Raw genomic sequence first — 25466 nt, 5'->3', positions numbered from 1 at the left:
GCCCCAGTCCTCCTGAAAATACCGCTGGTCCCTGAAAACGCCCCCCGGTTGAAAAACCTCTCGCCACCCCCATATGAGTTTCCATCAGGGCATTTTCGCCCCGCTGCGTGGAGACACCCCCTTGACCACCATCGTTTCAGTTCGTCGCCACGGCAAAGTCGTCATGGGCGGCGACGGCCAGGTTTCTCTCGGCAACACCGTGATGAAAGGCAACGCGAAAAAAGTTCGCCGCCTGTACCACGGCCAAGTGATCGCCGGCTTTGCCGGGGCCACTGCCGACGCTTTCACCCTCTTCGAACGCTTTGAAGGCCAACTGGAAAAACACCAGGGCCACTTGGTTCGCGCCGCCGTCGAACTGGCCAAAGAATGGCGTACCGACCGCTCCCTGAGCCGCCTCGAAGCCATGCTTGCCGTGGCCAACAAAGACGCCTCCCTGATCATCACTGGCAACGGTGACGTGGTTGAGCCCGAAGACGGCCTGATCGCCATGGGTTCCGGTGGCGCTTACGCCCAGGCCGCCGCCAGCGCCCTGCTGAAAAAAACCGACTTGTCGGCCCGGGAAATCGTCGAGACCGCCCTGGGCATCGCCGGCGACATCTGTGTATTCACCAACCACACCCAAACCATTGAGGAGCAGGATCTCGCGGAATAAGCCTGTTTCGGCGCCAGGGTTTATTTCCCCTGCGCCACGGCATTCATTCTTGCTTGAGGACCGCCAACTACTATGTCCATGACTCCCCGCGAAATCGTCCACGAACTCAACCGCCACATCATCGGCCAGGACGATGCCAAGCGCGCCGTCGCTATCGCCCTGCGCAACCGCTGGCGCCGCATGCAGCTGCCGGCTGAGCTGCGTGTTGAAGTCACCCCCAAGAACATCCTGATGATCGGCCCTACCGGCGTCGGCAAAACTGAAATTGCCCGCCGCCTGGCCAAGTTGGCCAACGCTCCGTTCATCAAGGTCGAAGCGACCAAGTTCACCGAAGTCGGCTATGTCGGCCGTGACGTGGAATCGATCATCCGTGACCTGGCCGACGCGGCCATGAAGCTGCTGCGCGAACAGGAAATGGTCAAGGTTCGCCATCGCGCCGAAGACGCCGCCGAAGAGCGCATCCTCGATGCCCTGCTGCCACCAGCACGCATGGGCTTCAACAACGACGAAGCCCCTTCCCAGGATTCCAACACCCGCCAACTGTTCCGCAAGCGCCTGCGTGAAGGCCAGTTGGACGACAAAGAGATCGAAATCGAAGTCGCGGAAGTCAGCGGCGTCGACATCTCCGCGCCACCGGGCATGGAAGAAATGACCAACCAGTTGCAAAGCCTGTTTGCCAACATGGGCAAGGGCAAGCGCAAGAGCCGCAAACTCAAGGTCAAGGAAGCGCTGAAACTGGTGCGCGACGAAGAGGCCAGCCGCCTGGTCAACGACGAAGAACTCAAGGCCAAGGCCCTGGAAGCCGTTGAGCAGCACGGCATCGTGTTCATCGACGAAATCGACAAAGTGGCCAAGCGCGGTAACGCCGGTGGTGTCGATGTGTCCCGCGAAGGCGTGCAGCGCGACCTGCTGCCGTTGATCGAAGGCTGCACCGTCAACACCAAGCTGGGCATGGTCAAGACCGACCACATCCTGTTCATCGCCTCCGGTGCTTTCCACCTGAGCAAACCGAGCGACCTGGTGCCCGAGCTGCAAGGCCGCCTGCCGATCCGCGTCGAACTCAAGGCTCTCTCGCCGGAAGACTTCGAGCGCATCCTCAGCGAGCCTCACGCGTCCCTGACCGAGCAGTACCGCGAGCTGCTGAAAACCGAAGGCCTGGCCATCGAGTTCATGCCGGACGGTATCAAGCGCCTGGCGCAGATCGCCTGGCAGGTCAACGAGAAGACCGAGAACATCGGTGCCCGTCGCCTGCACACCCTGCTTGAGCGCCTGTTGGAAGAGGTGTCGTTCAGCGCTGGCGACCTGGCCAGCGCCCACAGCGAAGAGCCGATCCGCATCGACGCCGACTACGTCAACAGCCACCTCGGCGAACTGGCAGAGAACGAAGACCTGTCGCGGTACATTTTGTAAGCGGCACATTTGAAGCGCCAAGCTGCAAGCAGGAGCCGCTCCTCTTGCAGCTTGAAGCTTGCAGCTCCCCACCTGTAATCTGCTGCGATGACCAGACTCCCTACTGCCATCAACCTGCACAAAGCCTCGAAAACCCTGACGCTGACTTATGCGCCGGACGAGGTCTATCACCTGCCTGCCGAATTCCTGCGGGTGCATTCTCCTTCCGCCGAGGTCCAGGGCCACGGCAAACCCATCCTGCAATTTGGCAAGATCGGCGTCGGCCTGAGCAAGGTGGAACCAGCCGGTCAGTACGCACTGAAATTGACCTTCGATGATGGCCACGACAGCGGCCTGTTCACCTGGGACTATTTGTACCAGCTGGCCTTACGCCAGGACGCGCTCTGGCAGGACTATATCGACGAACTCAAAGCCGCCGGAAAATCCCGCGACCCCAACGAGTCCGTGGTCAAACTGATGCTCTAGCTCAAGGCTCGGACCCTTTAGAGCGCATTTTCTAATTCCATCTGCTTGAATGCTCCGCTGCACAGCCAACGATTGGCCTGCTTGCGAAAAAAATTAAACTCGGGTAACCAATGGAGCTGGCAAGTTCCCTGCAATGCTTTCTGAACTAAAAGCAGCGATGCGGAATTAACGGTTACCCGAGCAGTAGTACCTGGCATTGCGCTGTGTCACTACACAGCAGGTCCGGTACTCGTCTCAGGACAATGGAGCGTCGTAGATGAGTAACAAGAATAACGATGACCTGAAAAATCAAGCCTCGGAAAACACCCTGGGGCTCAATCCGGTCATTGGCTTGCGTCGAAAGGATCTGCTGACTTCTGCTCGAATGGTGCTGACCCAGGCCATCAAACAACCCATCCATAGCGTCAAGCACGTGGCTCACTTCGGCATCGAGCTGAAGAACGTGATCTTCGGCAAATCGACCCTCCAGCCAGAAAGCGACGACCGCCGTTTCAACGACCCGGCCTGGAGCCAGAACCCGCTCTACAAACGCTACCTGCAAACCTACCTGGCGTGGCGCAAGGAGCTCCACGACTGGATCGACGACAGCAGCCTGTCTGCCCAGGACATCAGCCGCGGCCACTTCGTGATCAACCTGATGACCGAAGCCATGGCCCCGACCAACAGCGCAGCCAACCCCGCGGCGGTCAAACGCTTCTTCGAAACCGGTGGCAAGAGCCTGCTGGACGGCCTCTCCCATATGGCCAAGGACTTGGTGCACAACGGCGGCATGCCCAGCCAAGTCAACATGGATGCGTTCGAAGTCGGCAAGAACCTCGGCACCAGCGAGGGCGCCGTGGTGTTCCGCAATGATGTGCTGGAGCTGATCCAGTACCGCCCCATCACCGAACAGGTGTACGAGCGCCCCCTGCTGGTGGTGCCGCCACAGATCAACAAATTCTACGTTTTCGACCTCAGCCCGGATAAAAGCCTGGCGCGCTTCTGCCTGCGCAACAACGTGCAGACCTTTATCGTCAGCTGGCGCAACCCGACCAAGGCTCAGCGCGAGTGGGGCCTGTCCACCTACATCGAAGCCCTCAAGGAAGCGGTCGACGTGGTCACCGCGATCACCGGCAGCAAAGATGTAAACATGCTCGGCGCCTGCTCCGGCGGCATCACCTGCACCGCGCTGCTGGGCCACTACGCGGCGCTGGGAGAGAAGAAGGTCAACGCCCTGACCCTGCTGGTCAGCGTGCTGGACACCACCCTGGATACCCAGGTCGCGCTGTTCGTCGACGAGCAGACCCTGGAAGCGGCCAAGCGCCATTCCTATCAGGCCGGCGTCCTGGAAGGACGCGACATGGCCAAGGTGTTCGCCTGGATGCGCCCCAACGATTTGATCTGGAACTACTGGGTCAACAACTACCTGCTGGGCAACGAGCCGCCCGTGTTCGACATCCTGTTCTGGAACAACGACACCACCCGGCTGCCGGCGGCGTTCCACGGCGACCTGATCGAAATGTTCAAGAACAACCCACTGACCCGGCCCAATGCACTGGAAGTGTGCGGCACGCCAATCGACCTCAAGCAAGTCACGGCCGACATCTTTTCCCTGGCCGGCACCAACGACCACATCACGCCGTGGAAGTCCTGCTACAAATCGGCTCAGCTGTTTGGTGGCAACGTGGAGTTCGTGCTGTCCAGCAGTGGCCATATCCAGAGCATCCTCAACCCGCCGGGCAATCCGAAATCCCGCTACATGACCAGCGAGGACATGCCGGCCAAGGCCGAAGATTGGCAAGAGAACTCCAGCAAGCACACCGACTCCTGGTGGCTGCACTGGCAGGCCTGGCAAGCGCAGCGTTCGGGGGATCTCAAACCTTCGCCAACCAGCTTGGGGAACAAGAAGCATGCGGCCGCCGAAGCGGCGCCAGGCACCTACGTACACGAGCGCTGAGTCGTCGACCCAGCGCTCAACCAAGCGGCACAGGGCTGTGCCGCCAGCCCTTTTAGCGGAACGAGGCTCGGCCTCGAGTCATCCGGACGAAGCCCCCAGGGCTTTGCCGGCGGTTTAATTCACAGGGCTACGGCATGCCTCAACCTTTCATATTCCGCACCGTCGACCTGGATGGCCAAACCATCCGCACCGCAGTCCGGCCCGGTAAACCCCATTTGACGCCGCTGCTGATTTTCAACGGCATCGGCGCCAACCTGGAGTTGGTGTTCCCCTTTGTCCAGGCACTGGACCCCGACCTGGAGGTGATCGCCTTCGACGTCCCGGGGGTCGGCGGCTCATCCACACCAAGCCGGCCGTATCGCTTCCCCGGCCTGGCCAAATTGACCGCGCGCATGCTCGACTACCTCGACTACGGTCAGGTCAATGTGGTGGGCGTGTCCTGGGGTGGCGCGCTGGCGCAGCAGTTTGCCTACGACTACCCCGAGCGCTGCAAGAAACTGGTGCTGGCCGCCACGGCTGCCGGCGCGTTTATGGTGCCGGGCAAACCCAAGGTGCTGATGCTGATGGCCAGCCCTCGGCGTTACATACAGCCCTCCCATGTGATCCGTATTGCGCCACTGATCTACGGCGGCTCCTTTCGTCGCGACCCAAGCCTGGCCGCTGAACACGCGGCAAGGTGCGTTCGGCCGGCAAGCTGGGCTACTACTGGCAACTGTTCGCCGGAATGGGCTGGACCAGCATCCACTGGCTGCACAAGATCCATCAGCCGACCCTGGTGCTGGCGGGCGACGATGACCCGCTGATTCCCCTGATCAATATGCGCTTGCTGGCCTGGCGAATTCCCAACGCCCAGCTACACATAATCGACGACGGCCATTTGTTCCTGATCACCCGGGCCGAGGCCGTCGCCCCCATCATCATGAAATTTCTTGAAGAAGAACGGCAGCGAGCAGTCATGCATCCGCATCCGGCACCGTTCGGCAAACACTGAGAGAAAGGCGCCATCGACAGGACCGTCGCGCGCAAGAAGGGCCAGGACCGACTATGTTGTCTGTCTTGGATTGGCTGCTGGTGGCTGGTTTGACGAAGGAGTGTGGACTCATGCGAGACAAACCTGCGGCGGGCTCGTTGCCCACCCCCGCTGCGTACATCAATGCGCAAAGCGCGATCACCGGTCTGCGCGGCCGGGATCTGTTCTCGACGCTGCGCAGCGTGGCCGCCCACAGCCTGCGCAACCCGCTGCACAGCGCACGTCACGCGCTGGCATTGGGTGGCCAGTTGGGTCGTGTGCTGCTGGGCGAGACCCTGCACAAGCACAACCCCGACGACAATCGCTTCGCCGACCCCACCTGGACCCTGAACCCGTTCTACCGACGTAGCCTGCAGGCCTACCTGAGCTGGCAAAAGCAAATCCGCAGCTGGATCGACGACAGCAGCATGAACAGCGATGACAAGGCCCGGGCGCATTTTGCCTTCGCCTTGCTCAACGATGCCGTGGCACCGTCCAACACCCTGCTCAACCCCCTGGCGATCAAGGAACTCTTCAACTCCGGCGGCAACAGCGTGATTCGCGGGATGAGCCACTTGCTCGATGACCTGCTGCACAACAACGGCTTGCCGAGCCAGGTCACCAAGCACGCCTTTGAAGTGGGCCGTAACCTTGCCACCACCCCGGGTTCGGTGGTGTTTCGCAACGAGTTGCTGGAGCTGATCCAGTACAAGCCCATGAGTGAAAAGCAGTACGCCAAGCCCCTGCTGATCGTGCCGCCACAAATCAACAAGTACTACATCTTCGACCTCAGCCCGCCCAAGAGCTTCATCCAGTACGCCCTGAAGAACGGCCTGCAGGTGTTCATCATCAGTTGGCGCAACCCGGACATCAGGCACCGCGAATGGGGCCTATCGAGCTACGTCGAAGCGACTGAAGAAGCCATGAACGTCTGCCGGGCGATTACCGGCAGCCGTGAAGTGAACCTGGTCGGTGCCTGTGCCGGCGGCCTGACCATTGCCGCGCTGCAAGGCCATCTACAGGCCAAGCGCCAGTTGCGTCGAGTCGCCAGCGCCACCTACCTGGTCAGCCTGCTGGACAGCCAGATGGACAGCCCGGCCACCCTGTTCGCCGACGAGCAGACCCTGGAAGCCGCCAAACGCCGCTCCTACCAGCAGGGCGTGCTGGACGGTCGGGACATGGCCAAGGTCTTCGCCTGGATGCGGCCCAACGACCTGATCTGGAGCTACTGGGTCAACAACTACCTGCTGGGCAAAGAGCCACCGGCGTTCGACATCCTCTACTGGAACAACGACAACACCCGCCTGCCCGCCGCCCTGCACGGCGATCTGCTGGACTTCTTCAAGCACAACCCGTTGAGCCATCCCGGGGGCCTGGAAGTCTGCGGCACCCCGATCGACCTGCAGAAGGTCAATGTCGACAGCTTCCACGTCGCCGGGATCAACGATCACATCACGCCGTGGGACGCGGTCTACCGCTCGACCCTATTGCTGGGCGGGGATCGGCGCTTCGTGCTGTCCAACAGCGGGCATATCCAGAGCATTCTCAACCCGCCGGGCAACCCCAAGGCCAATTACGTGGACAACCCAAAACTCAGTAGCGACCCACGGGCCTGGTATTACGACGCCAAGCACATCGAGGGCAGTTGGTGGAGCCAGTGGCTGGGCTGGATTCAGGAGCACTCCGGCGCCCAGCGCGAAACCCTCACCACCCTGGGCAACCAGAATTATCCACCGATGGAAGCGCGCCCGGCACCTACGTGCGCGTGCGCTGACGCCCTCTCTGGCCCCACGGCTCCAAGGGAGCCGTGGCCGCAATGGACGACAAGAAGACCGGATGAAAACCCGCGACCGAATTCTCGAATGTGCCCTGCAGTTGTTCAACCACAAGGGCGAGCCCAACGTTTCCACCATGGAAATTGCCAACGAGATGGGCATCAGCCCCGGCAACCTGTACTACCACTTCCACGGCAAGGAGCCGTTGATCCTCGGGTTGTTCGAGCGCTTTCAGAATGAGCTGGCGCCGCTGCTGGATCCGCCCGCCGATGTGCTCCTGGCCGCGGAAGATTACTGGCTGTTCCTGCACCTGATCGTCGAGCGCCTGGCCCACTACCGCTTTCTGTTCCAGGACCTGTCCAACCTGGCCGGGCGCCTGCCGAAACTGGCCAAGGGCATCCGCAACCTGCTCAACGCCCTGAAGCGCACCCTGGCGTCGTTGCTGGCCCGCCTCAAGGCCTCGGGGCAATTGGTCAGTGATACCCAGGCGCTGGGGCAACTGGTGGAGCAGATCACCATGACCCTGCTGTTCTCCCTGGACTACCAGCGGATTCTCGACCGGGAAGGCGAAGTGCGCCTGGTGGTCTACCAGATCATGATGCTGGTGGCCCCACACCTGCTGCCCGCCGCCAAACAGGCCACGGAACAGATGGCCCTGCGCTACCTGGAAGAACACGAATAATCAGCAACCGGCACCAACAAAAAACGCCCGACCTTTGCAGGCCGGGGCGTTTTCATTAGCCCTGAAGCAATCAGGACTGACTGGTTGGCGTCGTTGGAGCCGGCGCGGCAGTCGGGGTCACAGCAGGGGCTGGAGCGGCAGCGGAGTTCGCTGGGCTGGTCGCTGCGGGTGTTGCCGGCTTGGCCACAGCTGCAGGCTTGGCGGCGGCAGGTTTTTTCACTGCGGGCTTTTTCGCCGCTGCCGGTTTGGCGGCGGGTTTGGCTGCAGGTTTGGCCGCTGCGGCTTTCACTGCTGGCTTGGCTGCAGGTTTGGCCGTGGGTTTGGCTGCCACCGGCTTGGCGACCGGTTTGGCCGCAGGCTTGGCTGCAGCGGTTTTAGCGGCCGGTTTGGCAGGTGCCTTGGCGGCAGGTTTCGCAGCCGGTTTGGCCGCGGCTTTAACCAGCGGTTTGGCCGCAGGCTTGGTAGCAGCAGCGGGTTTGGCCGCTGCGGTTTTGGCCGCAACCGGGGCGACCTTGGCGCCGGTGAGTTTTTCGATTTGCTTGGTCAGGGTATCGACCTTGCTGTGCAGCGCCTTGACCTCATTGCGGCTAGGAACGCCCAAACGCGAGATGGCGCTGTTCAGGCGCTTGTCGAAAGCCCCTTCCAGCTCATCCCACTTGCCCAGGGCGCGGTCTTTGACATCGCTGATGCGCGATTTGGCCGTGGAGGCGGAGTCTTTGGCGGCGTCGACTTTTTTGCCAACTGCGCTTTTGGTGAGCTTTTCAGCTTTCTCGCCATCTTTGACCAGGGTCTCGAAGAGCTTGCTGCCGTCAGTGTCGATCTTCGAATACACACCCAAACCGGCGAGCCAAATTTTACGGGAGTATTCTTCGACTTTCCCGATCCACGAGCTGCCTTCTTTTTCAGTATTCTTTTTACCAGCCATCCCGTTCTCCTTAATGTTTGCGTGCGACACGTTCGAGCAATGCCGTCAGCTCATCGAGCTTAGCAGAGAGTGTCTCAACGTCATGTTTAGACGGAATGCCGATGCGATTCAAGGCACTGGCAACACGGCTGTCGAAGGCCTTTTCAACCTTGTCCAACTGCACTTCGACTTTACCCTTGAGACTACTGACGTCGCCCTTGACGCTATCAATCTGACTGTTGGCGGCTTCAAGTTGTTCAGTCACAACTTTTTTGCCTTTCTTTTCAACTGTTTGACCGGTCTTGATCAACTCTTGAAAGTACTCGCTGCCCTCGTGGCCGACCTTGGCGTAAGCACCCAGGCCTGCCAGCCAGATCTTGCGGGCATAGGATTTGACTTCGTTCAGAGCCGTCGATTGAACATCGACTTTTTTCTTCAGAATGACTTTGGCCATGGTGCACCTCACGCTTGGAAGGTTTGAGGAACCGCCCACGGAAGTGGGAGTGAGGCCAAAAGTAGTGAGAAAAATTAGAATCGGCACCCTAACGAATGCAATAAAACCCTGTGCGCTCCATGCAGGAGCGGCGGCAATTGCTGCCACGCCCGCCCCTGCATGCAGATTCAGGCCAGGGCTTTATCCAGGGCTTTTTCGATTTCGGATTTGATCATGCCGCTCATGGCCGACATCAACAGGCCCAGTTCAACATCGACCTTGATCGAGTCATCCCCCACCTGCACCGCGCCTTTGACCCCAGAACGCTTGAGGTTCAGGGTGTCACCTGCCCACTTGGGCTCCAGGCCGTACTGGTCAGCCAGTTTTTGTGCCAACTGTTCCGCCTTGGCTCGGGCGGCTTCCTTACCCAGGCCATGGGCACGCTCAACACTGATATGGGCCATTAAAGGGCTCCTGTTCGATAGGGACTTGGCGGAAGCATCTTGACCTTGGCTGCGTCAAAACGTCCCGGCGGCTGACTATCTTACATTCAGCCTTGCCAAGACAAAGACCGCCACCGGCATTAGAATGTCCCGCATTCTCTTTTGGTGACAGCGATATGACTGATCAGCGCAAAGGCAGCGATGCCGAACCCACCACTCACTTCGGTTTCAAGAACGTTCCGGAAAGCCAGAAGGCGGAAAAAGTCGCTGAGGTGTTCCACTCTGTCGCCGCCAAGTACGACCTGATGAACGACCTGCTCTCCGGCGGCATGCACCGTTTGTGGAAACGCTTCACCATCGAACTGTCCGGCGTGCGTGCTGGCAACCGAGTGCTGGACATCGCTGGCGGCACCGGCGACCTGACCCGCAAGTTCTCCCACCTGGTTGGCCCGACTGGCCAAGTGGTCCTGGCCGATATCAACGCCTCCATGCTCAAGGTCGGTCGTGACCGCCTGCTGGACAAAGGCGTGGCCGGCAACATCGAGTTCGTCCAGGCCGACGCCGAAAAACTGCCCTTCCCGGACAACCATTTCGACTGCGTGACCATCGCTTTCGGCCTGCGCAACGTGACCCACAAGGAAGACGCCCTGCGCTCCATGCTGCGGGTGCTCAAGCCCGGCGGTCGCCTGTTGGTGCTCGAGTTCTCCAAGCCGACCAACACCCTGATGTCCAAGGCCTATGACGCCTACTCCTTCGCCTTCATGCCGCTGATGGGCAAGCTGATCACCAACGACTCGGAAAGCTATCGCTACCTGGCCGAATCGATCCGCATGCACCCGAACCAGGAAACCCTGAAGTCGATGATGGTCGAGGCCGGTTTCGACCGCGTGACCTACCACAACATGACCGCAGGCATCGTCGCCCTGCACCGCGGCATCAAGCCCTGATGTTGCTCAGCGGCTTGCTCGCCAGCGTCGAGACCGGCATCAACCGGGTGCTGCGTCTCGATAGCACGGCCCTGCCGCGCCTGCAGCACCTGAGCGGTAAAGTCATCGCCGTGGATTGCCGTAACCCGGCCCTGCAGCTGTTTATCCTGCCAAGCGATGAAGGCCTGATGCTGGCCTCCCATTGGGCCGCCGACAGCGACTGCACCTTGCGCGCGCCGGCCTCGAGCCTGCTGCGCCTGGCGCTGAGCAAGGACAAGACCGCCATCCTCCACGGCCCCGAGGTGGAACTGGAAGGCGACAGCAGCGTGCTGCTGGAGCTGGCCGCCGTCCTCCAGGACCTGGAGCTGGACTGGGAATACGAACTCTCGCGCTGGCTCGGCCCGGTGGCCACGCAACTGTTCAGCGGCCACGTGCGCAGCCGCGCTCGCTGGTACCAGCAAGGGTTCGCCAGCCTCAACCAGAACCTCGCCGAATACCTGGCGGAAGAATCACGCACCCTGGTGGGCCAGCGCGAAGCCGAAGCCCGCTTTCGCGAACTGGACCAGGCCAAACTCGACCTGGAACGTCTCGAGGCGCGCTTCGAGCGCCTTGCCCGCTCCCTTGACCCAAGCGATAACGCATGAAGCTGCTTGCCGTCCGCCGTCTGTTGCGCATCCAGCGCGTCGTGATCCGCTACCGCCTCGATGACCTGCTGTTCGCCCTGCCCCTGCCCTGGTTCCTCCTGGCCGTGCGCTTCGCCCTGCCGTGGCGCTGGTTCCCGCGCAAGACCCTGACGCTGACCCGTGGCGCTCGCTTGCGCCTGGCGTTGCAGGACCTGGGGCCGATCTTTATCAAGTTCGGGCAGATCCTCTCCACCCGCCGCGACCTGCTGCCGGAAGACATCGCCGACGAACTGATGCTGCTGCAAGACCGGGTGCCGCCCTTCGACTCGCAGAAGTCCATGGCCCTGATCGAGGAGCAACTGGGCCAGAAGATCAGCGAGGTGTTCAGCCGCTTCGACGTCGAGCCCCTGGCCTCGGCCTCGGTGGCTCAAGTGCATGCCGCGCAACTGAAAAGCGGCGAAGAAGTGGTGGTCAAGGTCATCCGCCCAGGCCTCAAGCCGATCATTGCCCAGGATCTGGCGTGGCTGTTCATCCTCGCCCGCGCGGCTGAAAAACTCTCGGCCGACGCCCGCCTGCTGCACCCGGTGGACGTGGTCAGCGACTACGAAAAAACCATCTACGACGAACTCGACCTGCTGCGTGAAGCGGCCAACGCCAGCCAGCTCAAGCGCAACTTCGAAGGTTCGCCGCTGCTGTACGTGCCGCAAGTCTATTGGGACTGGTGCCGGCCGAAAGTGCTGGTCATGGAGCGCATCTACGGCATCCAGGTTACCGACCTGGCGACCCTGGCCGACCAACGCACCGACATGAAGATGCTGGCCGAGCGTGGCGTGGAGATTTTCTTCACCCAGGTGTTCCGCGACAGCTTCTTCCACGCCGACATGCACCCGGGCAACATTTTCGTCAGCACCGTCAACCCGTGGAGCCCGCAGTACATCGCCATCGACTGCGGCATCGTCGGCAGCCTGACCCCGCAAGACCAGGACTACCTGGCACGCAACCTGTTCGCCTTCTTCAAACGCGACTACCGCCGTGTGGCGCAGTTGCACATCGATTCGGGCTGGGTCCCGGCGGAAACCAAACTCAACGAATTCGAAGCGGCGATTCGCACCGTGTGCGAACCGATCTTCGAAAAACCGTTAAAGGATATTTCCTTCGGCCAGGTGCTGATGCGCCTGTTCCAGACGGCCCGGCGCTTCAATATGGAAGTCCAGCCGCAGTTGGTGCTGTTGCAGAAAACCCTGCTCAACATCGAAGGCCTGGGCCGCCAGCTGTACCCGGACCTGGACCTGTGGAACACCGCCCAACCCTTCCTGGAACGCTGGATGCGCGAGCGCGTCAGCCCGAAAACCCTGCTGGGCAACCTGCACAGCCAGGTCGAGCAGCTGCCGCACCTGGCCAACATGACCCGCGATCTGCTGGAGCGCATGTCCCAGCCCCATGCGGCCGATCCGCCGGCGCCGTGGCGTCAGCGCAAGGACGACTGGTTCCTGCGTCTGCTGGGCTGTGCCCATCTGGGCGGTGGCGCGGTGCTGGCCGCCGGCGGGCCGCTGCAGGAGCTGAGCCATTGGCCGGCCGGGATCATGATTGCCGTGGGTTTGTATCTGGTCGTGCGCCGATAGCCACTGGCGCGGGCTGCTGGCAAACTGTTCAAGTTCACATCGCCGAGGCGCAACCAACGGGTTGGGCCTGGTAGTCGGAGTCGAAGATGAAAGATTGGCTGGACGAGATCAAATGGGACGCGGACGGCCTGGTGCCGGCCATTGCCCAGGATCACAAGACCGGGCGCGTACTCATGATGGCCTGGATGAACCGCGAGGCCCTGAGCCTGACCGCCGCCGAGCAGCGCGCCATTTATTGGTCACGCTCGCGTGGCAAGCTGTGGCGCAAGGGCGAAGAGTCCGGCCACGTGCAAAAGCTCCATGAAATGCGCCTGGACTGCGATGCCGATGTGATCATCCTGATGGTCGAACAGATCGGCGACATCGCCTGCCACACCGGCCGCCACAGCTGCTTCTACCGCGTCTTCGAAGAAGGCCAGTGGAAGACCGTCGAACCGGTCCTCAAAGACCCGCACGCGATTTACTCGGCAGGACACTGAACATGAACGACACCCTCAACCGTCTGGCCCAAGTGCTGGAAGAGCGCAAGGGCGCAGCCGCCGACAGCTCCTACGTGGCCAGCCTGTACCACAAGGGTTTGAACAAGATCCTGGAAAAAGTCGGCGAAGAGTCGGTAGAAACCATCCTCGCGGCCAAGGACGCCGCCGTCAGCGGTGACTGCAGCGATGTGATCTACGAAACCGCGGACCTGTGGTTCCACAGCATGGTCATGCTGGCCCAACTGGGGCAACATCCGCAGGCCGTTCTCGACGAACTCGACCGCCGCTTCGGTCTGTCCGGACACGCTGAGAAAGCCTCGCGACCGTCCGCCTGAACAACTTTCTAAGAGGAAACGCAGCATGGGCATTTTTGACTGGAAACACTGGGTCGTCATTCTGGTTGTCGTGGTTCTGGTGTTTGGCACCAAGAAGCTGAAGAACCTGGGCACCGACGTCGGCGAATCGATCAAGGGTTTCCGCAAGGCCATGAACGACGACGAAAAACCCGCCGAGCCCGTGGTACCACCGACCGCACAACCTGTGCCACCGGTCCAGCCACATGCCACCGCTCAGGCCAACCCGCCGCACACCATCGACGTGCAGGCGCAGAAAGTCGAAGAGCCGATCCGCAAAGACTCGTGAGCACTGACTAATGTTTGGTATCAGCTTCTCTGAACTGCTGCTGGTGGGCCTGGTGGCCCTGCTGGTGCTCGGCCCCGAGCGCCTGCCCGGCGCTGCGCGTACCGCCGGCCTCTGGGTCGGTCGCTTGAAGCGCAGTTTCAACGCAATAAAACAGGAAGTTGAACGGGAAATCGGTGCCGATGAAATCCGTCGGCAGCTGCACAACGAGCACATTCTGTCGCTGGAGCAGGAAGCGCGAAAAATCCTCTCCCCGACCCAGCAACAGCCGACCCCGGTCGAGCCTGTGGTCGAGCCGACGATTCACGCCCCTGGCATCGAAACGCCAGCGCAGGCCCCGGCCGCGCCCTTGGCCAACGCTCTCGTTGAAACGACGCCCAGCGTGCCGCCAGCGGCCAGCGAACCGGCGCCTGTCACACCGCCACCCCACGACCCTACATTGCCGCCGCGAGCCCCATGAGCGATATCCCAGAGAACGACCAACACATGCCGCTGGTGTCGCACCTCACCGAGTTGCGTACCCGCCTGCTACGCTGCGTCGCGGCGATCTTCATCATCTTCGCCGGGTTGTTTGCCTTCACCCAGCAGATCTACACCTTCGTCTCGACGCCGCTGCGCCAATACCTGCCGGTAGGCGCGACGATGATCGCCACTGACGTGTCGTCGCCGTTCCTGACGCCGCTGAAGCTGACCATGATGGTCTCGCTGTTCCTGGCGATCCCGGTGATCCTGCATCAGATCTGGGGCTTTATCGCCCCCGGCCTGTACAAGCATGAAAAACGCATCGCCGTACCGCTGCTGGTGTCGAGCATCCTGCTGTTCTACACCGGCATGGCCTTCGCCTACTTCCTGGTGTTCCCACTGATCTTCAAGTTCTTCGCCGCGGCCACACCCGCCGGCGTGGAGATGATGACCGACATCACCAGCTACCTCGATTTCGTGATGACCCTGTTCTTCGCCTTTGGCGTAGCCTTCGAGATCCCCGTGGCCGTGGTCCTGCTGGTATGGATCGGTGTGGTCAACGTCGTCTACCTGAAAAAAATCCGGCCTTACGTGATCATCGGCTGCTTCGTGGTCGGCATGATCCTGACCCCGCCGGACATTTTCTCGCAAACCCTGCTGGCCGTGCCCATGTGGCTGCTGTTCGAGATCGGCGTGCTGTTCGCCGGGCTGATCAGCAAACGTGGCGAGCACCCGGACGATGCGCCGGCTGACGATCACAACGACCAGCCGCCAGCGACCCAAGCGTGAACCTGCTGCTCCTCGAAGAGGCCGACTTCATTGCGGCCGACCGGGTCATCCTGAGCGATCGCCGGCTGACCCACATGCAGGACGTGCATCGCGTCGCCGTGGGTGACAGCCTGCGGGTCGGACGCATCGGCGGCCTGATGGGTTCGGCCGAAGTACTGCGCCTGGAAGCCCGTGAAGCCGAGTTGCAGGTCAGCCTCGACCAGCCGCCACCCGGCAAACTGCCGCTGACCCTGGTCCTGGCCCTGCCGCGCCCGAAGATGCTGCGCCGGGTATTGCAGACCGTCTCCGCCATGGGCGTGCCTCGATTGGTGCTGGTCAACAGCTACCGGGTCGAGAAAAGCTTCTGGCAGACGCCCTTCCTGGAACCCGAGGCCGTGCGCGAACAGCTGATCCTGGGCCTGGAACAGGCAAGGGACACGGTGCTGCCTGAGGTGCTGATCGAAAAGCGCTTCAAGCCGTTTGTCGAAGACCGCCTGCCAGCCCTCGCCGATGGCACCCTGGGCCTGGTAGGGCATCCCGGCCAGTACCCGCCCTGCCCACGGGGCCTGGATGAACCCGTGACCCTGGCCATCGGCCCGGAAGGCGGCTGGATCCCCTACGAGATCGACCTGCTGGGCAAGGCCGGCCTTGCGCCTGTGCAATTGGGCGAGCGCATCCTGCGAGTTGAAACCGCCGTCACCGCCTTGCTCTCCCGCCTGTTCTAAGCCCCTCCCTCGAAATGACTGGTTTGCCCGCGACCCGCCAGCGCGGGCGCCGACAAACCGACGCTACAGGAACGCCCGCGCCCGCCGATAAACCTTGGATAAACCCAATCGGCAAGAAGGGAGTTCACCCATGTACCGCTGGCTCGCCCAAACCCTGGGGAATATAAGCGTCAATCGAAAACTGGGGACCGGCTTCGGCCTGGTGCTGCTGCTCACGGTATTGATCACCGCCACCGGCTGGACGGGCCTGGGCAGCGTGATCGAGCGCGGCGACAAGCTGGGGTATATCTCCAGCCTCAACGAACTGACCAAAGACCTGCGGATCGCCCGCCTGAACTACGAAATGACCCGTGGCGAAAAGGGCCCCGCCGAGGTGTCCGGCTTGCTCAAACAGCTCGACGAGGGCTTGCAGAAAGCCCGCACCCAGCTGGAGCAACCTGAAAGCATCAGCATGATCGACCAGCAACTGGCCGCCGTCGCCGAGTACAAGGCCGCCTTCACCGACATGACCCGCGCCACCGACAGCCGTGAAGCGGCCCGGAGCAAACTGGGCGCCACCGCCGATAACGCCGTAGCACGTGTGGCCGAAGTAGAAAAATCGCTGTTGCAGGGCGACAGCGTGGCCCAGTTCAACAGCGTGATCGACCTCTCCAAACTGATCCAGCAAGCGCGCTTCCAAGTCCGCGGCTACACCTACAGCGGCAAGGTCGAAGCGGAACGCCCTGCCCTGGACGCCATCGACAATGCCCTGAACAACCTGGTCAGCCTGCCGGCCAAGCTGCCAGAGCAACACATCGCCAACCTGCAACAGGCCACCGACTCCCTCAAGGGCTACCGCGCCGCCGTCAGCGAATTCCGTGATTCCCAAGTAGCCAGTGCCGTCGCCCTCAAGCGCATGGCGGACCAGGGCTCGCGCCTGATGGAGCTGAGCAAGCAACTCACCAGCGCACAGACCGACAAGCGTGACAGCGACGCGGCACAAGCCAAAAGCACCCTGGCAATTGTCACCCTGCTGGCCCTGGTGTTTGGCGTGATCGCCGCCTGGAGCATTACCCGGCAGATAGTCGTGCCCCTGCAGCAAACCCTGAAAGTCGTGGAGCGCGTGGCCTCGGGAGACCTCAGCGAGAACCTCGACGTGCAGCGACGCGACGAGCTGGGGCAACTGCAAAGTGCCATGCAGCGCATGACCCTGAACCTGCGGGAACTGATCGGTGGCATCAGCGATGGGGTCACCCAGATCGCCAGCGCCGCCGAGGAGCTGTCGGCCGTCACCGAGCAGACCAGCGCCGGGGTCAACAACCAGAAAGTCGAGACCGACCAGGTCGCCACCGCCATGAATGAAATGGCCGCCACCGTTCAAGAAGTGGCGCGCAACGCTGAGGAGGCCTCGGAAGCCGCTGTGGCTGCCGATCAGCAAGCCCGTGAGGGTGATCGAGTAGTGAACGAAGCCATCGCCCAGATCGAGCGCCTGGCCAGCGAGGTGGGCAATTCCACCGACGCCATGAGCCACCTGAAGCAGGAAAGCGACAAGATCGGCAGCGTCCTCGACGTGATCAAGTCAGTGGCACAACAAACCAACCTGTTGGCACTCAACGCCGCCATCGAAGCCGCCCGGGCCGGTGAAGCCGGTCGCGGGTTCGCCGTGGTCGCCGATGAAGTGCGCAGCCTGGCCCAGCGCACCCAGAAGTCCACCGAGGAAATCGAAGAGCTGATCGTCGGCCTGCAAAGCGGCACCCAACAAGTGGCCAGCATCATGGACAACAGCCGTAGCCTGACCGACAGCAGCGTCGAACTGACCCGCCGTGCCGGGAGTTCCCTGGAGAACATCACCCGCACCGTGTCAGCGATCCAGGCCATGAACCAGCAGATCGCCGCAGCGGCCGAACAGCAGAGCGCCGTGGCGGAAGAGATCAACCGCAGCGTGCTGAATGTACGGGACGTGTCCGAGCAGACCTCGGCAGCCAGTGAAGAGACCGCGGCCTCCAGCGTCGAGCTGGCGCGGTTGGGGACTCATCTGCAGACCTTGGTGGGGCGCTTCAGGGTCTGATTTGAAGGGCTTCGCCGGCAAGCCGGCTCCTACAGGGGATGTGGGAGCCGGCTTGGAGCGGTCACAGCACCTGGCGCAAAAAGGCCTGGGCGCGAGGGTCTTTCGGCGCGGCGAAGAACACCTCCGGCGCGGCATCTTCCAGCAGTTTGCCGTGATCGAAAAACAGCACCCGATCCGCCACTTCCCGGGCAAAGCCCATTTCGTGGGTTACACAGACCATGGTCATGCCTTCCACGGCCAGGGTCTTCATCACGTCCAGCACTTCGCCGACCATTTCCGGGTCCAGGGCCGAGGTCGGCTCATCGAACAGCATGACCTTGGGCTCCATGGCCAATGCCCGGGCGATCGCCACCCGTTGCTGCTGGCCACCGGACAGGCGCGACGGAAACTCATTGGCCTTCTGCGCAATGCCGACCTTTTCCAGCAACGCCAGGGCCTTGGCCTCGCGCTCCTTCTTGCCGCGCTTGCGCACCACCTTCTGCGCCAGGCAGAGGTTCTCCAGCACGGTCATGTGGGGGAACAGGTTGAAATGCTGGAACACCATGCCGACTTCCCGGCGATAGGCGTTCACATCGGTCTTGGGGTCAGCCAGTTGCAGGCCGTCGATGCTCACCGAGCCGGAATCGAACTCTTCCAGGCCATTGAGGCAACGCAGGAAGGTGGACTTGCCGGAACCGGACGGACCGATCACCACCAGCACTTCACCCTTGGCCACCTGAGTGGTGACGTTATCCACGGCCCGGACCACTTGGCCACGGGTGTCGAAGACTTTTACCAGATCGCGGACTTCAATCACTTTGCGCGAGCCTCCGCTCAAGCCGGCTGGCCATCTTCGACAGCGGCAGGTTGATCAACAGGTACAGGCCCGCCACGCAGAACAGAATTTCGAACGGCGAGAACGAGGTGGTGATGACTTCCCGGCCACTCTTGAGCAGCTCGGTGATGGCGATCACCGACACCAGGGAAGTGTCCTTGACCAGGCTGATAAACTGCCCGGCCAGGGGCGGCAGCACGCGTTTGAAGGCCTGCGGCAACACCACGTGACGCATGGACTGGCCGGCACTGAGCCCCAAGGAACGCGCGGCCTCATTCTGGCCCCGGGCGATGGACTGCACCCCGGCGCGGATGATTTCCGCCACATAGGCGCCCGTGAACAGCGACAGCGCGGCAATCCCGGCAAATTCCCGGGACAGGTTGAGCACCGTGCCGATAAAGAAATAGAAGATAAATATCTGCACCAGCAGCGGCGTTCCGCGCACCAGCTCGACATAAATAGCCGAAAGGTCACGCAGGGTCGGGTTGCTCGACAGGCGGCACAGCCCCGTGCCCAAGCCAATCAGCAGGCCCAGCACCCCGGACACCAGCGACAACCACACCGTGGTCCACAAGCCCCACAACAGCGGCCCTGCGGCCCAATGCCGGGTCACGCCGATCACATCGCCTTCCGCCACGTCGTCGCCACGGGCCACTTGCAGGCTGTTGTCATCGACGCTCAGGCGCTGCTCTTCACCGGCCTCGTTGCGCAAGGTGACTTCAGCCTTGCCGCCCTGGCGCACCAGTTCGGTGACGGTGGAGATCTCCGCCGCCCGCTGGGACTCCTCGGCCTGATAGGCAAAGTACTGCGGCACACGGTTCCAACGCCATTCGTAAGACATCAGCGAGGTGGCGTAATACAGGGCGCCGGCCAGGCCGATCAACACCAGTACCGTTAGCAGGTGCCAGGGCCATTGGGCTTTGTTCTGTTTCATTGCTGTGCAGGTTCCGGGGTGGGTGTCGCCAATTCAGACGCTTTCGCCGACCCGCCGGCTCCCACACATCACTCTGCAGGAGCCGGCTGGCCGGCGAAGGGATGCCGCGTTATTCCATGTCCTTGAGCCACTCGGTGCTCTTGAACCACTTGTCATGGATGCGATCGTAGGTGCCGTCTTCGTGGATCTGGTGCAGGAAGTTGTTGATGAAGTTCAGGCTGTCGTGGTCGCCTTTCTTCAGGCCGAAGGCCAGGGGCTCATAGGTGAACGGCTTGTCGAGGAACACCAGCTTGCCGTTGCCGACCTTGCTCAGTGCCACCACGTTGTACGGGGCGTCGTAGATGAAGGCGTCAGCCTTGCCGTTGACCACGTCGAGCACGGCTTCCTGCTCGTTGTCATAGCCGTGGTACTTGGCTTTGGCGATCAGCTTCTTGGCCACCATCTCGCCGGTGGTCCCCAGCTTGGAGGTGATGCGGTAGTCGGCGCTGTTCAGGTCTTTGTAGGACTTGATGGTGCCTTCCAGTTCCTTGCGGATCAGCAAGGTCTGGCCAACCACAATGAAGGGGTCGCTGAAGTTCAGGCGCAGGTTACGTTCCTGGGTCAGGGTCATGCCGCTGCCGATCATGTCGAATTTGTCGGTCAGCAGGGCCGGGATGATGCCATCGTAACCGGTGGAGACCATTTCCAGCTTGACCCCCATGGACTTGGCCATGGCCTTGAGCAGATCGACTTCGAAACCGATGATCTCGCCGCGCTTGTTGGTCATCTCGAACGGCATGTAGGTCGGGTCCATGCCGACTTTCAGCGTGCCGCGCTTAACGGCGTCATCGATGGCGCCTGCCTGGGCCGCATTGACCGCAACCAGCGCCGAGACGCCGAGCAGCAGCATCGAAAGGTACTTTTTCATCGTTATGTCCCCTGAACCCATTTTATTGTGTGCCGGGCGCGCGCCGGGTTTTCCTTGGAAAACCAACAGATACGGACAGTTTGTTGTCCATGCGCTCCAATTCGGGGAGCGATGCTAACGCACTCGCTCATTTGCACAAGGGTTTAGGCAGGATTTGTTTGTGACAAAAACGTCGCAGGGCGACCGCCGGTCCAGGCAAAAAAAAGCCCCGCTCTAAAGCGGGGCTTTGACTCAGGCCGGAACAGCCTGGGCGGTGAGCGGCTGCAACGGTAGCAGCGGCGCATGAGGGTCGGCGTCCACCGACTGGCGCCAGGCACTCAGCCAGTCTGCATGACCTTCGCTCCACACCTGCTCGTGCAGGCGCGCCAGGGCTACCGGGTCGCTCAACAGCGCCAGGCGCTCGCTGTTGTTCAAGCCCGCCGGGCCGACTTTCAAGGCGTGGCGCACCCGTTCGGTACGCAGCCATTCGATCGGCTCGGCCAGACCGTGGCGCGAGGTCGCCAAGGCGCAGGCCAGGGCGTTCTGCTGCGGATCGACCACGGCCCGGATAAAGCCGTCGTTGAGCGCGTGCCAACGGTTTTCATGGGTGTACTGATCAGTCGCCAGCAAGGCCTGTGGCGGCGCATATTCCTCAGGGATCAGGAACAGGCTTTCGTCACGGGACTTCAGGCCCAGGCCGACACGACTGGAGATCACCGACACCGGGATCGACAGCATCAGCGAACCGACGATGGGCACCAGCCACCAGAGGAAGCTCGGGTTCAGCCAGATCACCAGCAGGGCCCAGCAGAAGCCCAGCAGGGTCTGTGGACCGTGGCGACGCACGGCTTCGCTCCAGGGCGTGGAGTCGTCGTCACGCTGCGGCGAATTCCAGGTCGCGGCCCAGCCGAGGAACGCGGCCAGCACGAACCGGGTGTGGAAGATCATCCGCACCGGCGCCAGCAGCATGGAGAACAGCATCTCCAGGAGCATCGACAGGGTGACCTTGAACTTGCCACCGAACTCTTTCGCACCCTTGGCCCAGATCAGGATGATGCTCAGCAACTTCGGCAGGAACAGCAGCACGATGGTCGTGGAGAACAGCGCGATGGCCTTGTCCGGGTGCCACTGCGGCCACAGCGGATACAGCTGCCGAGGCTCGAGGAAGTACTGCGGCTCCATCAGGGTGTTGACCGCCAGCAAGGCCGTGGACAGCACCAGGAAGAAGAACCACAACGGCGCCGACAGGTAGGACATCACACCGGTAAGGAACACCGCACGGTGCACCGGGTGCATGCCCTTGACCAGGAACAGGCGGAAGTTCATCAGGTTGCCGTGGCACCAGCGACGGTCACGCTTGAGTTCATCCAGCAGGTTCGGCGGCAGCTCTTCGTAGCTACCCGGCAGATCATAGGCAATCCACACACCCCAGCCGGCACGGCGCATCAGCGCTGCTTCGACGAAGTCGTGGGACAGGATCGCACCGGCGAAGGCCCCTTTGCCGGGCAACGGCGCCAGGGCGCAGTGCTCGATAAACGGCTTCATGCGGATGATCGCGTTGTGGCCCCAGTAGTGGGATTCGCCCAACTGCCAGAAGTGCAGGCCGGCGGTGAACAGCGGGCCGTAGACCCGAGTGGCGAACTGCTGCATGCGCGCATACAGCGTGTCCATGCCCGACGCCCGTGGCGCGGTCTGGATGATGCCCGCGTCCGGCGTGGCTTCCATCAGGCGCACCAGGCTGGTCAGGCATTCGCCGCTCATTACGCTGTCGGCGTCGAGCACCACCATGTACTTGTAATCGCCACCCCAGCGACGGCAGAAGTCGTCGAGGTTGCCGCTCTTGCGCTTTACCCGACGGCGACGGCGACGGTAGAAAATCTTGCCGAAGCCCTTGGCTTCCCGGCAGACGTCCAACCAGGCCTGCTGTTCGGCCACGCAGATATCGGAATCGTTACTGTCGCTGAGGACAAAGAAGTCGAAGCGATCCAGGTCACCGGTGGCAGCCACCGACTCGAAGGTCGCGCGCAAACCGGCAAACACCCGAGGCACGTCTTCGTTGCAGATCGGCATCACCAGCGCAGTGCGCGCGTCCTTGGCGATCGGCTCGTTACCGGCGCTGGCCCCCGAGATGCGGTACTTATCGTGGCCGGTGAGCAGTTCGAGGAAGCCCATCAACGCGGTCCAGAAACCCGCCGAGACCCAGCAGAAGAGAATCCCGAAGAGGATCAGGATGCTGGTTTGCAGGGCATAGGGCAGCACTTGGGTCGCGGTCTGCATCAACGGCTGGTGCAGGACTTCTTCCAGGTCGACGAAGGACCAGCCCTGGTACGGCATGATGCCTTTCATGTACCAGCCAGCGACGATGGTCTGGCCGAGCATCAACACCAACAGAATGTAGCGACGGATCGAACCCACGGTGCGCCAGCGCGCAGCCGGCAGCACACGTTCATCCTTCGGCGGTGCCGGCGGGTTGGTGCGCCCGGTCAGGCGGCGCCAGCCACGCACCAGGATATTGGTGCGCCACGGCTCCGGAACCACCTTGGTCCGACGGATCGGCGGCGTGGCCTTGAGGCAGACCCGACCGCTGGCGTCGACGGCCAGCATCTCGGCCTCTTCCAGTTCCTGGGCAGTGCTCAGGGTCAGCCGGCGACCCACCGAAGCCTGGGCGGCATCGGCAGGAGCGTCGAAGGTCGAGGACGAGAGTCGCTCGTGGAGTTCGCTGAAGGACGTGCAGCCCGCGAGTTCCGCGCGCTGCTCATCGCTCATCGGCAGGTGCGCCAGGTACTCGAGCAGAGACTCTGGCTGGGCTTGAGAGTTACTCATCGGCAGGCAACTGGTAGCTCCAGGTCTCGGTCAAGACTTGTTCAGTTTTAACCGGTTCCGGTGTGGCTGGGGCCGCGTCCGCAGCAGCAGGCTGCTTGGCGTCTTTGCTGTCCTTATCCTTGGCATCTTTCGCCGGCTTGGCATCGGCCTGTTTGGCTTCAGCCTGCTTGGCTTCCTTGTCTTTCTTCTCCTGCTGCTTGGCCGCGACCTTGTCCGCCTTGGCTACAGCCGAGCTGGAGGCCGGCACTGTCGCCTTGACCGGCTCGGACTCGACCACGTCACGCACCAGTGCAGCACGCATCTCGGTGGACTTGCTCGGGTCTTTGATCTTCAAGCGCAGGGTCAAGCGCCAGCCCTGGGTTTCCGGGTTGTAGCGCACGCTGTTTTCCACCAGTTCGGCGTTGTCGCCGACGCTGACCTGGCTGCGAACCTGGGCATCCTGGGCCAGGGCCTTGAGGGATGGGCCCTCGAAGTCCACCAGGTACGCCACGCTGCCGTCCGGCTGACGAATCAGGTTGGACTGTTTCACATCACCCGTAGAACGCAGAGTCTGCTCGACCCAGGCGCTGTCCGGGGAATGCAGGGACGCTTCATCGATGGTCCAGTGCAGGCGGTAGGCGAAGTCCATCGGCTGGCCTGGCTCAGGCTGCTTTTCCGGATTCCAGAAGGCCACGATGTTGTCGTTGGTTTCGTCGGCGGTCGGAATCTCGACCAGGTCGACGGTGCCTTTGCCCCAATCGCCCTTCGGCTCGATCCAGGCGCTTGGGCGCTTGTCGTAGCGGTCGTCGAGGTCTTCGTAGTGGCTGAAGTCGCGACCGCGTTGCAGCAGGCCAAAACCACGCGGGTTCTCGACCGAGAAGTTGCTCACGGCGAGGTGTTTCGGGTTGTTCAGTGGGCGCCAGATCCACTCGCCATTGCCGGCATGGATCGACAGGCCGCTGGAGTCGTGCAGCTCGCGACGGTAGTTGAGGACTTTCGACGGTTGGTTGGCGCCGAACAGGAACATGCTGGTCAGCGGAGCGATGCCCAGCTTGCCGACTTTGTCCCGCAGGAAGACACGAGCCTTGACGTCAACGATGGTGTCGCTGCCCGGACGCAGGGTCAGGCGATAGGCGCCGGAAGCCCGTGGCGAGTCCAGCAAGGCGAAGATCACCAGGTGCTTGTCGGTCGGCTTGGGCTGCTGAATCCAGAATTCGGTGAAGCGCGGGAACTCTTCCCCGGACGGCAAGGCGGTATCGATCGCCAGGCCACGGGCAGACAAACCGTAGGTATGGCCTTTGCCAACGACGCGGAAGTAGCTCGCGCCGAGCATGGTCATGATCTCGTCTTGCTTGTCAGCCTTGTTGATCGGGTAGAGCACGCGGAAGCCGGCATAGCCGAGCTTTTCGGTGGCCTTGGGATCGAACTTGAGGTCGCCGAAATCGAAGCGATTCGGGTCGTACTTGATCTCTTCAACGGTGTTGGCGGTGATTTCGTTGATTTTCACCGGCGTATCGAAGTGCATGCCCTGGTGATAGAACGACAGCTTGAACGGGGTCTTTTGATTGGCCCATTCGGCTTTTTCAGTGAGGAAACGGATTTTTTGGTAATCCGCGAACTTCATCTCACGAAATTCGTTCGGCAGGTTACTGCGCGGGGCTTCGTACTTCTGCCCGGCCAGCTCTTTAGCCTTGGCCGATACATCATCCAGATTGAAAGCCATCAGTGGGCCGGCGCCCAACAGGCAAAGCAGTGCAGAGCCTGTCAGCAACGCGTTTCGTAACCCTTTGGCCGACAATTTTGGTGCATTACAGGGACTAACAATCACGAGCAACCCTCGCCGAAAACAGATCAAAAAACCAACGGCCAGCTATCTATATGCCAGGTTGGCGAGCATTGTTCCGACTCCGATGGGGCTAAATGATTCCCCAAACGGTCGCGGACAAGTCTCTACCTAAATCAAAATGGACCAACGAACGCTGATCCCCGTAGCGCGCGATTATCTAGTAGGCCGCGTTACAACGCATCAG

General features: G+C 61.7%; 23 protein-coding genes and 3 pseudogenes. 18 read left to right on the top strand and 8 right to left on the bottom strand.

Annotated elements, in window-relative coordinates:
* Positions 1-121 precede the first annotated feature (121 nt).
* The 7 genes and pseudogenes from hslV (at position 122) to M1B34_RS22810 (ending at position 7929) form a co-directional block, all read left to right on the top strand.
* Positions 122-652 (top strand): ATP-dependent protease subunit HslV, encoded by a 531-nt coding sequence (gene hslV / locus M1B34_RS22840; RefSeq protein ID WP_003186641.1) that lies wholly within the window; start codon positions 122-124, stop codon positions 650-652.
* Positions 653-724: 72 nt separating this feature from the next.
* Entirely contained in the window at positions 725-2062 is a 1338-nt protein-coding gene (gene hslU / locus M1B34_RS22835; protein ID WP_123329332.1) for an ATP-dependent protease ATPase subunit HslU, read from the top strand.
* An 87-nt stretch (positions 2063-2149) separates the two neighbouring features.
* Positions 2150-2527: a gamma-butyrobetaine hydroxylase family protein gene (locus M1B34_RS22830; RefSeq protein WP_268266287.1), complete on the top strand. Its 378-nt coding sequence runs from the start codon at positions 2150-2152 to the stop codon at positions 2525-2527.
* Positions 2528-2783: 256 nt separating this feature from the next.
* Positions 2784-4463 carry a class II poly(R)-hydroxyalkanoic acid synthase gene (phaC, locus tag M1B34_RS22825; protein ID WP_268266286.1) on the top strand — a complete coding sequence of 560 codons (1680 nt, stop codon included), beginning with the start codon at positions 2784-2786 and terminating at the stop codon, positions 4461-4463.
* Between the two features lie 134 nt (positions 4464-4597).
* Positions 4598-5454 (top strand): annotated as a pseudogene (gene phaZ / locus M1B34_RS22820) (poly(3-hydroxyalkanoate) depolymerase).
* Positions 5455-5564: 110 nt separating this feature from the next.
* Positions 5565-7246, top strand: a pseudogene (phaC, locus tag M1B34_RS22815) (class II poly(R)-hydroxyalkanoic acid synthase).
* Between the two features lie 62 nt (positions 7247-7308).
* Positions 7309-7929 (top strand): TetR/AcrR family transcriptional regulator, encoded by a 621-nt coding sequence (locus M1B34_RS22810; protein ID WP_123329322.1) that lies wholly within the window; start codon positions 7309-7311, stop codon positions 7927-7929.
* Positions 7930-7999: 70 nt separating this feature from the next.
* Here the strand turns inward: M1B34_RS22810 and M1B34_RS22805 are convergent, their stop codons facing one another.
* The 3 genes from M1B34_RS22805 to M1B34_RS22795 all read right to left on the bottom strand — a co-directional run bounded on the left by M1B34_RS22805 (position 8000) and on the right by M1B34_RS22795 (position 9730).
* Positions 8000-8854, bottom strand: coding sequence for a phasin family protein (locus tag M1B34_RS22805; RefSeq protein WP_268266285.1), 855 nt, complete (start codon positions 8852-8854; stop codon positions 8000-8002).
* Between the two features lie 10 nt (positions 8855-8864).
* Complete coding sequence (locus M1B34_RS22800; RefSeq protein ID WP_268266284.1) at positions 8865-9287, bottom strand: phasin family protein; 423 nt, start codon at positions 9285-9287, stop codon at positions 8865-8867.
* 167 nt (positions 9288-9454) lie between these two features.
* Positions 9455-9730: a polyhydroxyalkanoic acid system family protein gene (locus M1B34_RS22795; RefSeq protein ID WP_123329318.1), complete on the bottom strand. Its 276-nt coding sequence runs from the start codon at positions 9728-9730 to the stop codon at positions 9455-9457.
* Positions 9731-9885: 155 nt separating this feature from the next.
* On the opposite strand from M1B34_RS22795, the gene ubiE reads away from it, so the two are divergent.
* The 11 genes and pseudogenes from ubiE (at position 9886) to M1B34_RS34150 (ending at position 18000) form a co-directional block, all read left to right on the top strand.
* Positions 9886-10656 carry a bifunctional demethylmenaquinone methyltransferase/2-methoxy-6-polyprenyl-1,4-benzoquinol methylase UbiE gene (ubiE, locus tag M1B34_RS22790; protein WP_123329316.1) on the top strand — a complete coding sequence of 257 codons (771 nt, stop codon included), beginning with the start codon at positions 9886-9888 and terminating at the stop codon, positions 10654-10656.
* On the top strand, positions 10656-11279 hold the full coding sequence (locus M1B34_RS22785) for a ubiquinone biosynthesis accessory factor UbiJ (RefSeq protein ID WP_268266283.1): 624 nt from the start codon (positions 10656-10658) through the stop codon (positions 11277-11279). The genes ubiE and M1B34_RS22785 overlap by 1 nt, the downstream gene beginning before the upstream one ends.
* Positions 11276-12880: a ubiquinone biosynthesis regulatory protein kinase UbiB gene (gene ubiB, locus M1B34_RS22780; protein WP_268262941.1), complete on the top strand. Its 1605-nt coding sequence runs from the start codon at positions 11276-11278 to the stop codon at positions 12878-12880. The genes M1B34_RS22785 and ubiB overlap by 4 nt, the downstream gene beginning before the upstream one ends.
* A gap of 86 nt (positions 12881-12966) precedes the next feature.
* Positions 12967-13359, top strand: coding sequence for a phosphoribosyl-AMP cyclohydrolase (hisI, locus tag M1B34_RS22775; RefSeq protein WP_123329310.1), 393 nt, complete (start codon positions 12967-12969; stop codon positions 13357-13359).
* A 2-nt stretch (positions 13360-13361) separates the two neighbouring features.
* Entirely contained in the window at positions 13362-13694 is a 333-nt protein-coding gene (locus tag M1B34_RS22770; protein WP_123329308.1) for a phosphoribosyl-ATP diphosphatase, read from the top strand.
* Positions 13695-13719: 25 nt separating this feature from the next.
* The gene (locus tag M1B34_RS22765; RefSeq protein WP_123329306.1) at positions 13720-14001 is read left to right on the top strand and encodes a twin-arginine translocase TatA/TatE family subunit; all 282 of its coding nucleotides are present in this window, start codon (positions 13720-13722) and stop codon (positions 13999-14001) included.
* 10 nt (positions 14002-14011) lie between these two features.
* The gene (tatB, locus tag M1B34_RS22760) at positions 14012-14458 is read left to right on the top strand and encodes a Sec-independent protein translocase protein TatB (protein ID WP_268266282.1); all 447 of its coding nucleotides are present in this window, start codon (positions 14012-14014) and stop codon (positions 14456-14458) included.
* Positions 14455-15249 (top strand): twin-arginine translocase subunit TatC, encoded by a 795-nt coding sequence (tatC, locus tag M1B34_RS22755; RefSeq protein ID WP_123329303.1) that lies wholly within the window; start codon positions 14455-14457, stop codon positions 15247-15249. The genes tatB and tatC overlap by 4 nt, the downstream gene beginning before the upstream one ends.
* Positions 15246-15953 carry a 16S rRNA (uracil(1498)-N(3))-methyltransferase gene (locus M1B34_RS22750; protein WP_268262939.1) on the top strand — a complete coding sequence of 236 codons (708 nt, stop codon included), beginning with the start codon at positions 15246-15248 and terminating at the stop codon, positions 15951-15953. Before tatC ends, M1B34_RS22750 begins: the two co-directional genes overlap by 4 nt.
* Positions 15954-16083: 130 nt before the next feature.
* Positions 16084-17145: pseudogene (locus M1B34_RS34155) on the top strand (methyl-accepting chemotaxis protein); the annotation flags it as partial.
* Complete coding sequence (locus M1B34_RS34150; RefSeq protein WP_425273435.1) at positions 17128-18000, top strand: methyl-accepting chemotaxis protein; 873 nt, start codon at positions 17128-17130, stop codon at positions 17998-18000. The pseudogene M1B34_RS34155 and the gene M1B34_RS34150, both read left to right, overlap by 18 nt.
* Positions 18001-18061: 61 nt before the next feature.
* Here M1B34_RS34150 and M1B34_RS22740 read toward each other — a convergent pair whose 3' ends face one another.
* The 5 genes from M1B34_RS22740 to M1B34_RS22720 all read right to left on the bottom strand — a co-directional run bounded on the left by M1B34_RS22740 (position 18062) and on the right by M1B34_RS22720 (position 25264).
* Complete coding sequence (locus M1B34_RS22740; RefSeq protein ID WP_123329297.1) at positions 18062-18796, bottom strand: amino acid ABC transporter ATP-binding protein; 735 nt, start codon at positions 18794-18796, stop codon at positions 18062-18064.
* Positions 18789-19748: an amino acid ABC transporter permease gene (locus M1B34_RS22735; protein WP_123329295.1), complete on the bottom strand. Its 960-nt coding sequence runs from the start codon at positions 19746-19748 to the stop codon at positions 18789-18791. The genes M1B34_RS22740 and M1B34_RS22735 overlap by 8 nt, the downstream gene beginning before the upstream one ends.
* A gap of 109 nt (positions 19749-19857) precedes the next feature.
* Positions 19858-20655, bottom strand: a complete 798-nt coding sequence (locus tag M1B34_RS22730) for a transporter substrate-binding domain-containing protein (protein WP_123329293.1) — start codon at positions 20653-20655, stop codon at positions 19858-19860.
* A gap of 231 nt (positions 20656-20886) precedes the next feature.
* A complete protein-coding gene (gene mdoH, locus M1B34_RS22725) occupies positions 20887-23457 on the bottom strand; it encodes a glucans biosynthesis glucosyltransferase MdoH (protein ID WP_123329291.1) in 2571 nt (856 codons plus the stop codon).
* Positions 23450-25264: a glucan biosynthesis protein G gene (locus tag M1B34_RS22720; RefSeq protein ID WP_123329903.1), complete on the bottom strand. Its 1815-nt coding sequence runs from the start codon at positions 25262-25264 to the stop codon at positions 23450-23452. The genes mdoH and M1B34_RS22720 overlap by 8 nt, the downstream gene beginning before the upstream one ends.
* Between the last annotated feature and the right edge of the window lie 202 nt (positions 25265-25466).

Source organism: Pseudomonas morbosilactucae (assembly GCF_023241715.1).
GTDB lineage: Bacteria > Pseudomonadota > Gammaproteobacteria > Pseudomonadales > Pseudomonadaceae > Aquipseudomonas > Aquipseudomonas morbosilactucae.
Note: the sequence above shows the minus strand (reverse complement) of the source record. Positions and strands in the feature narration are given on the sequence as shown.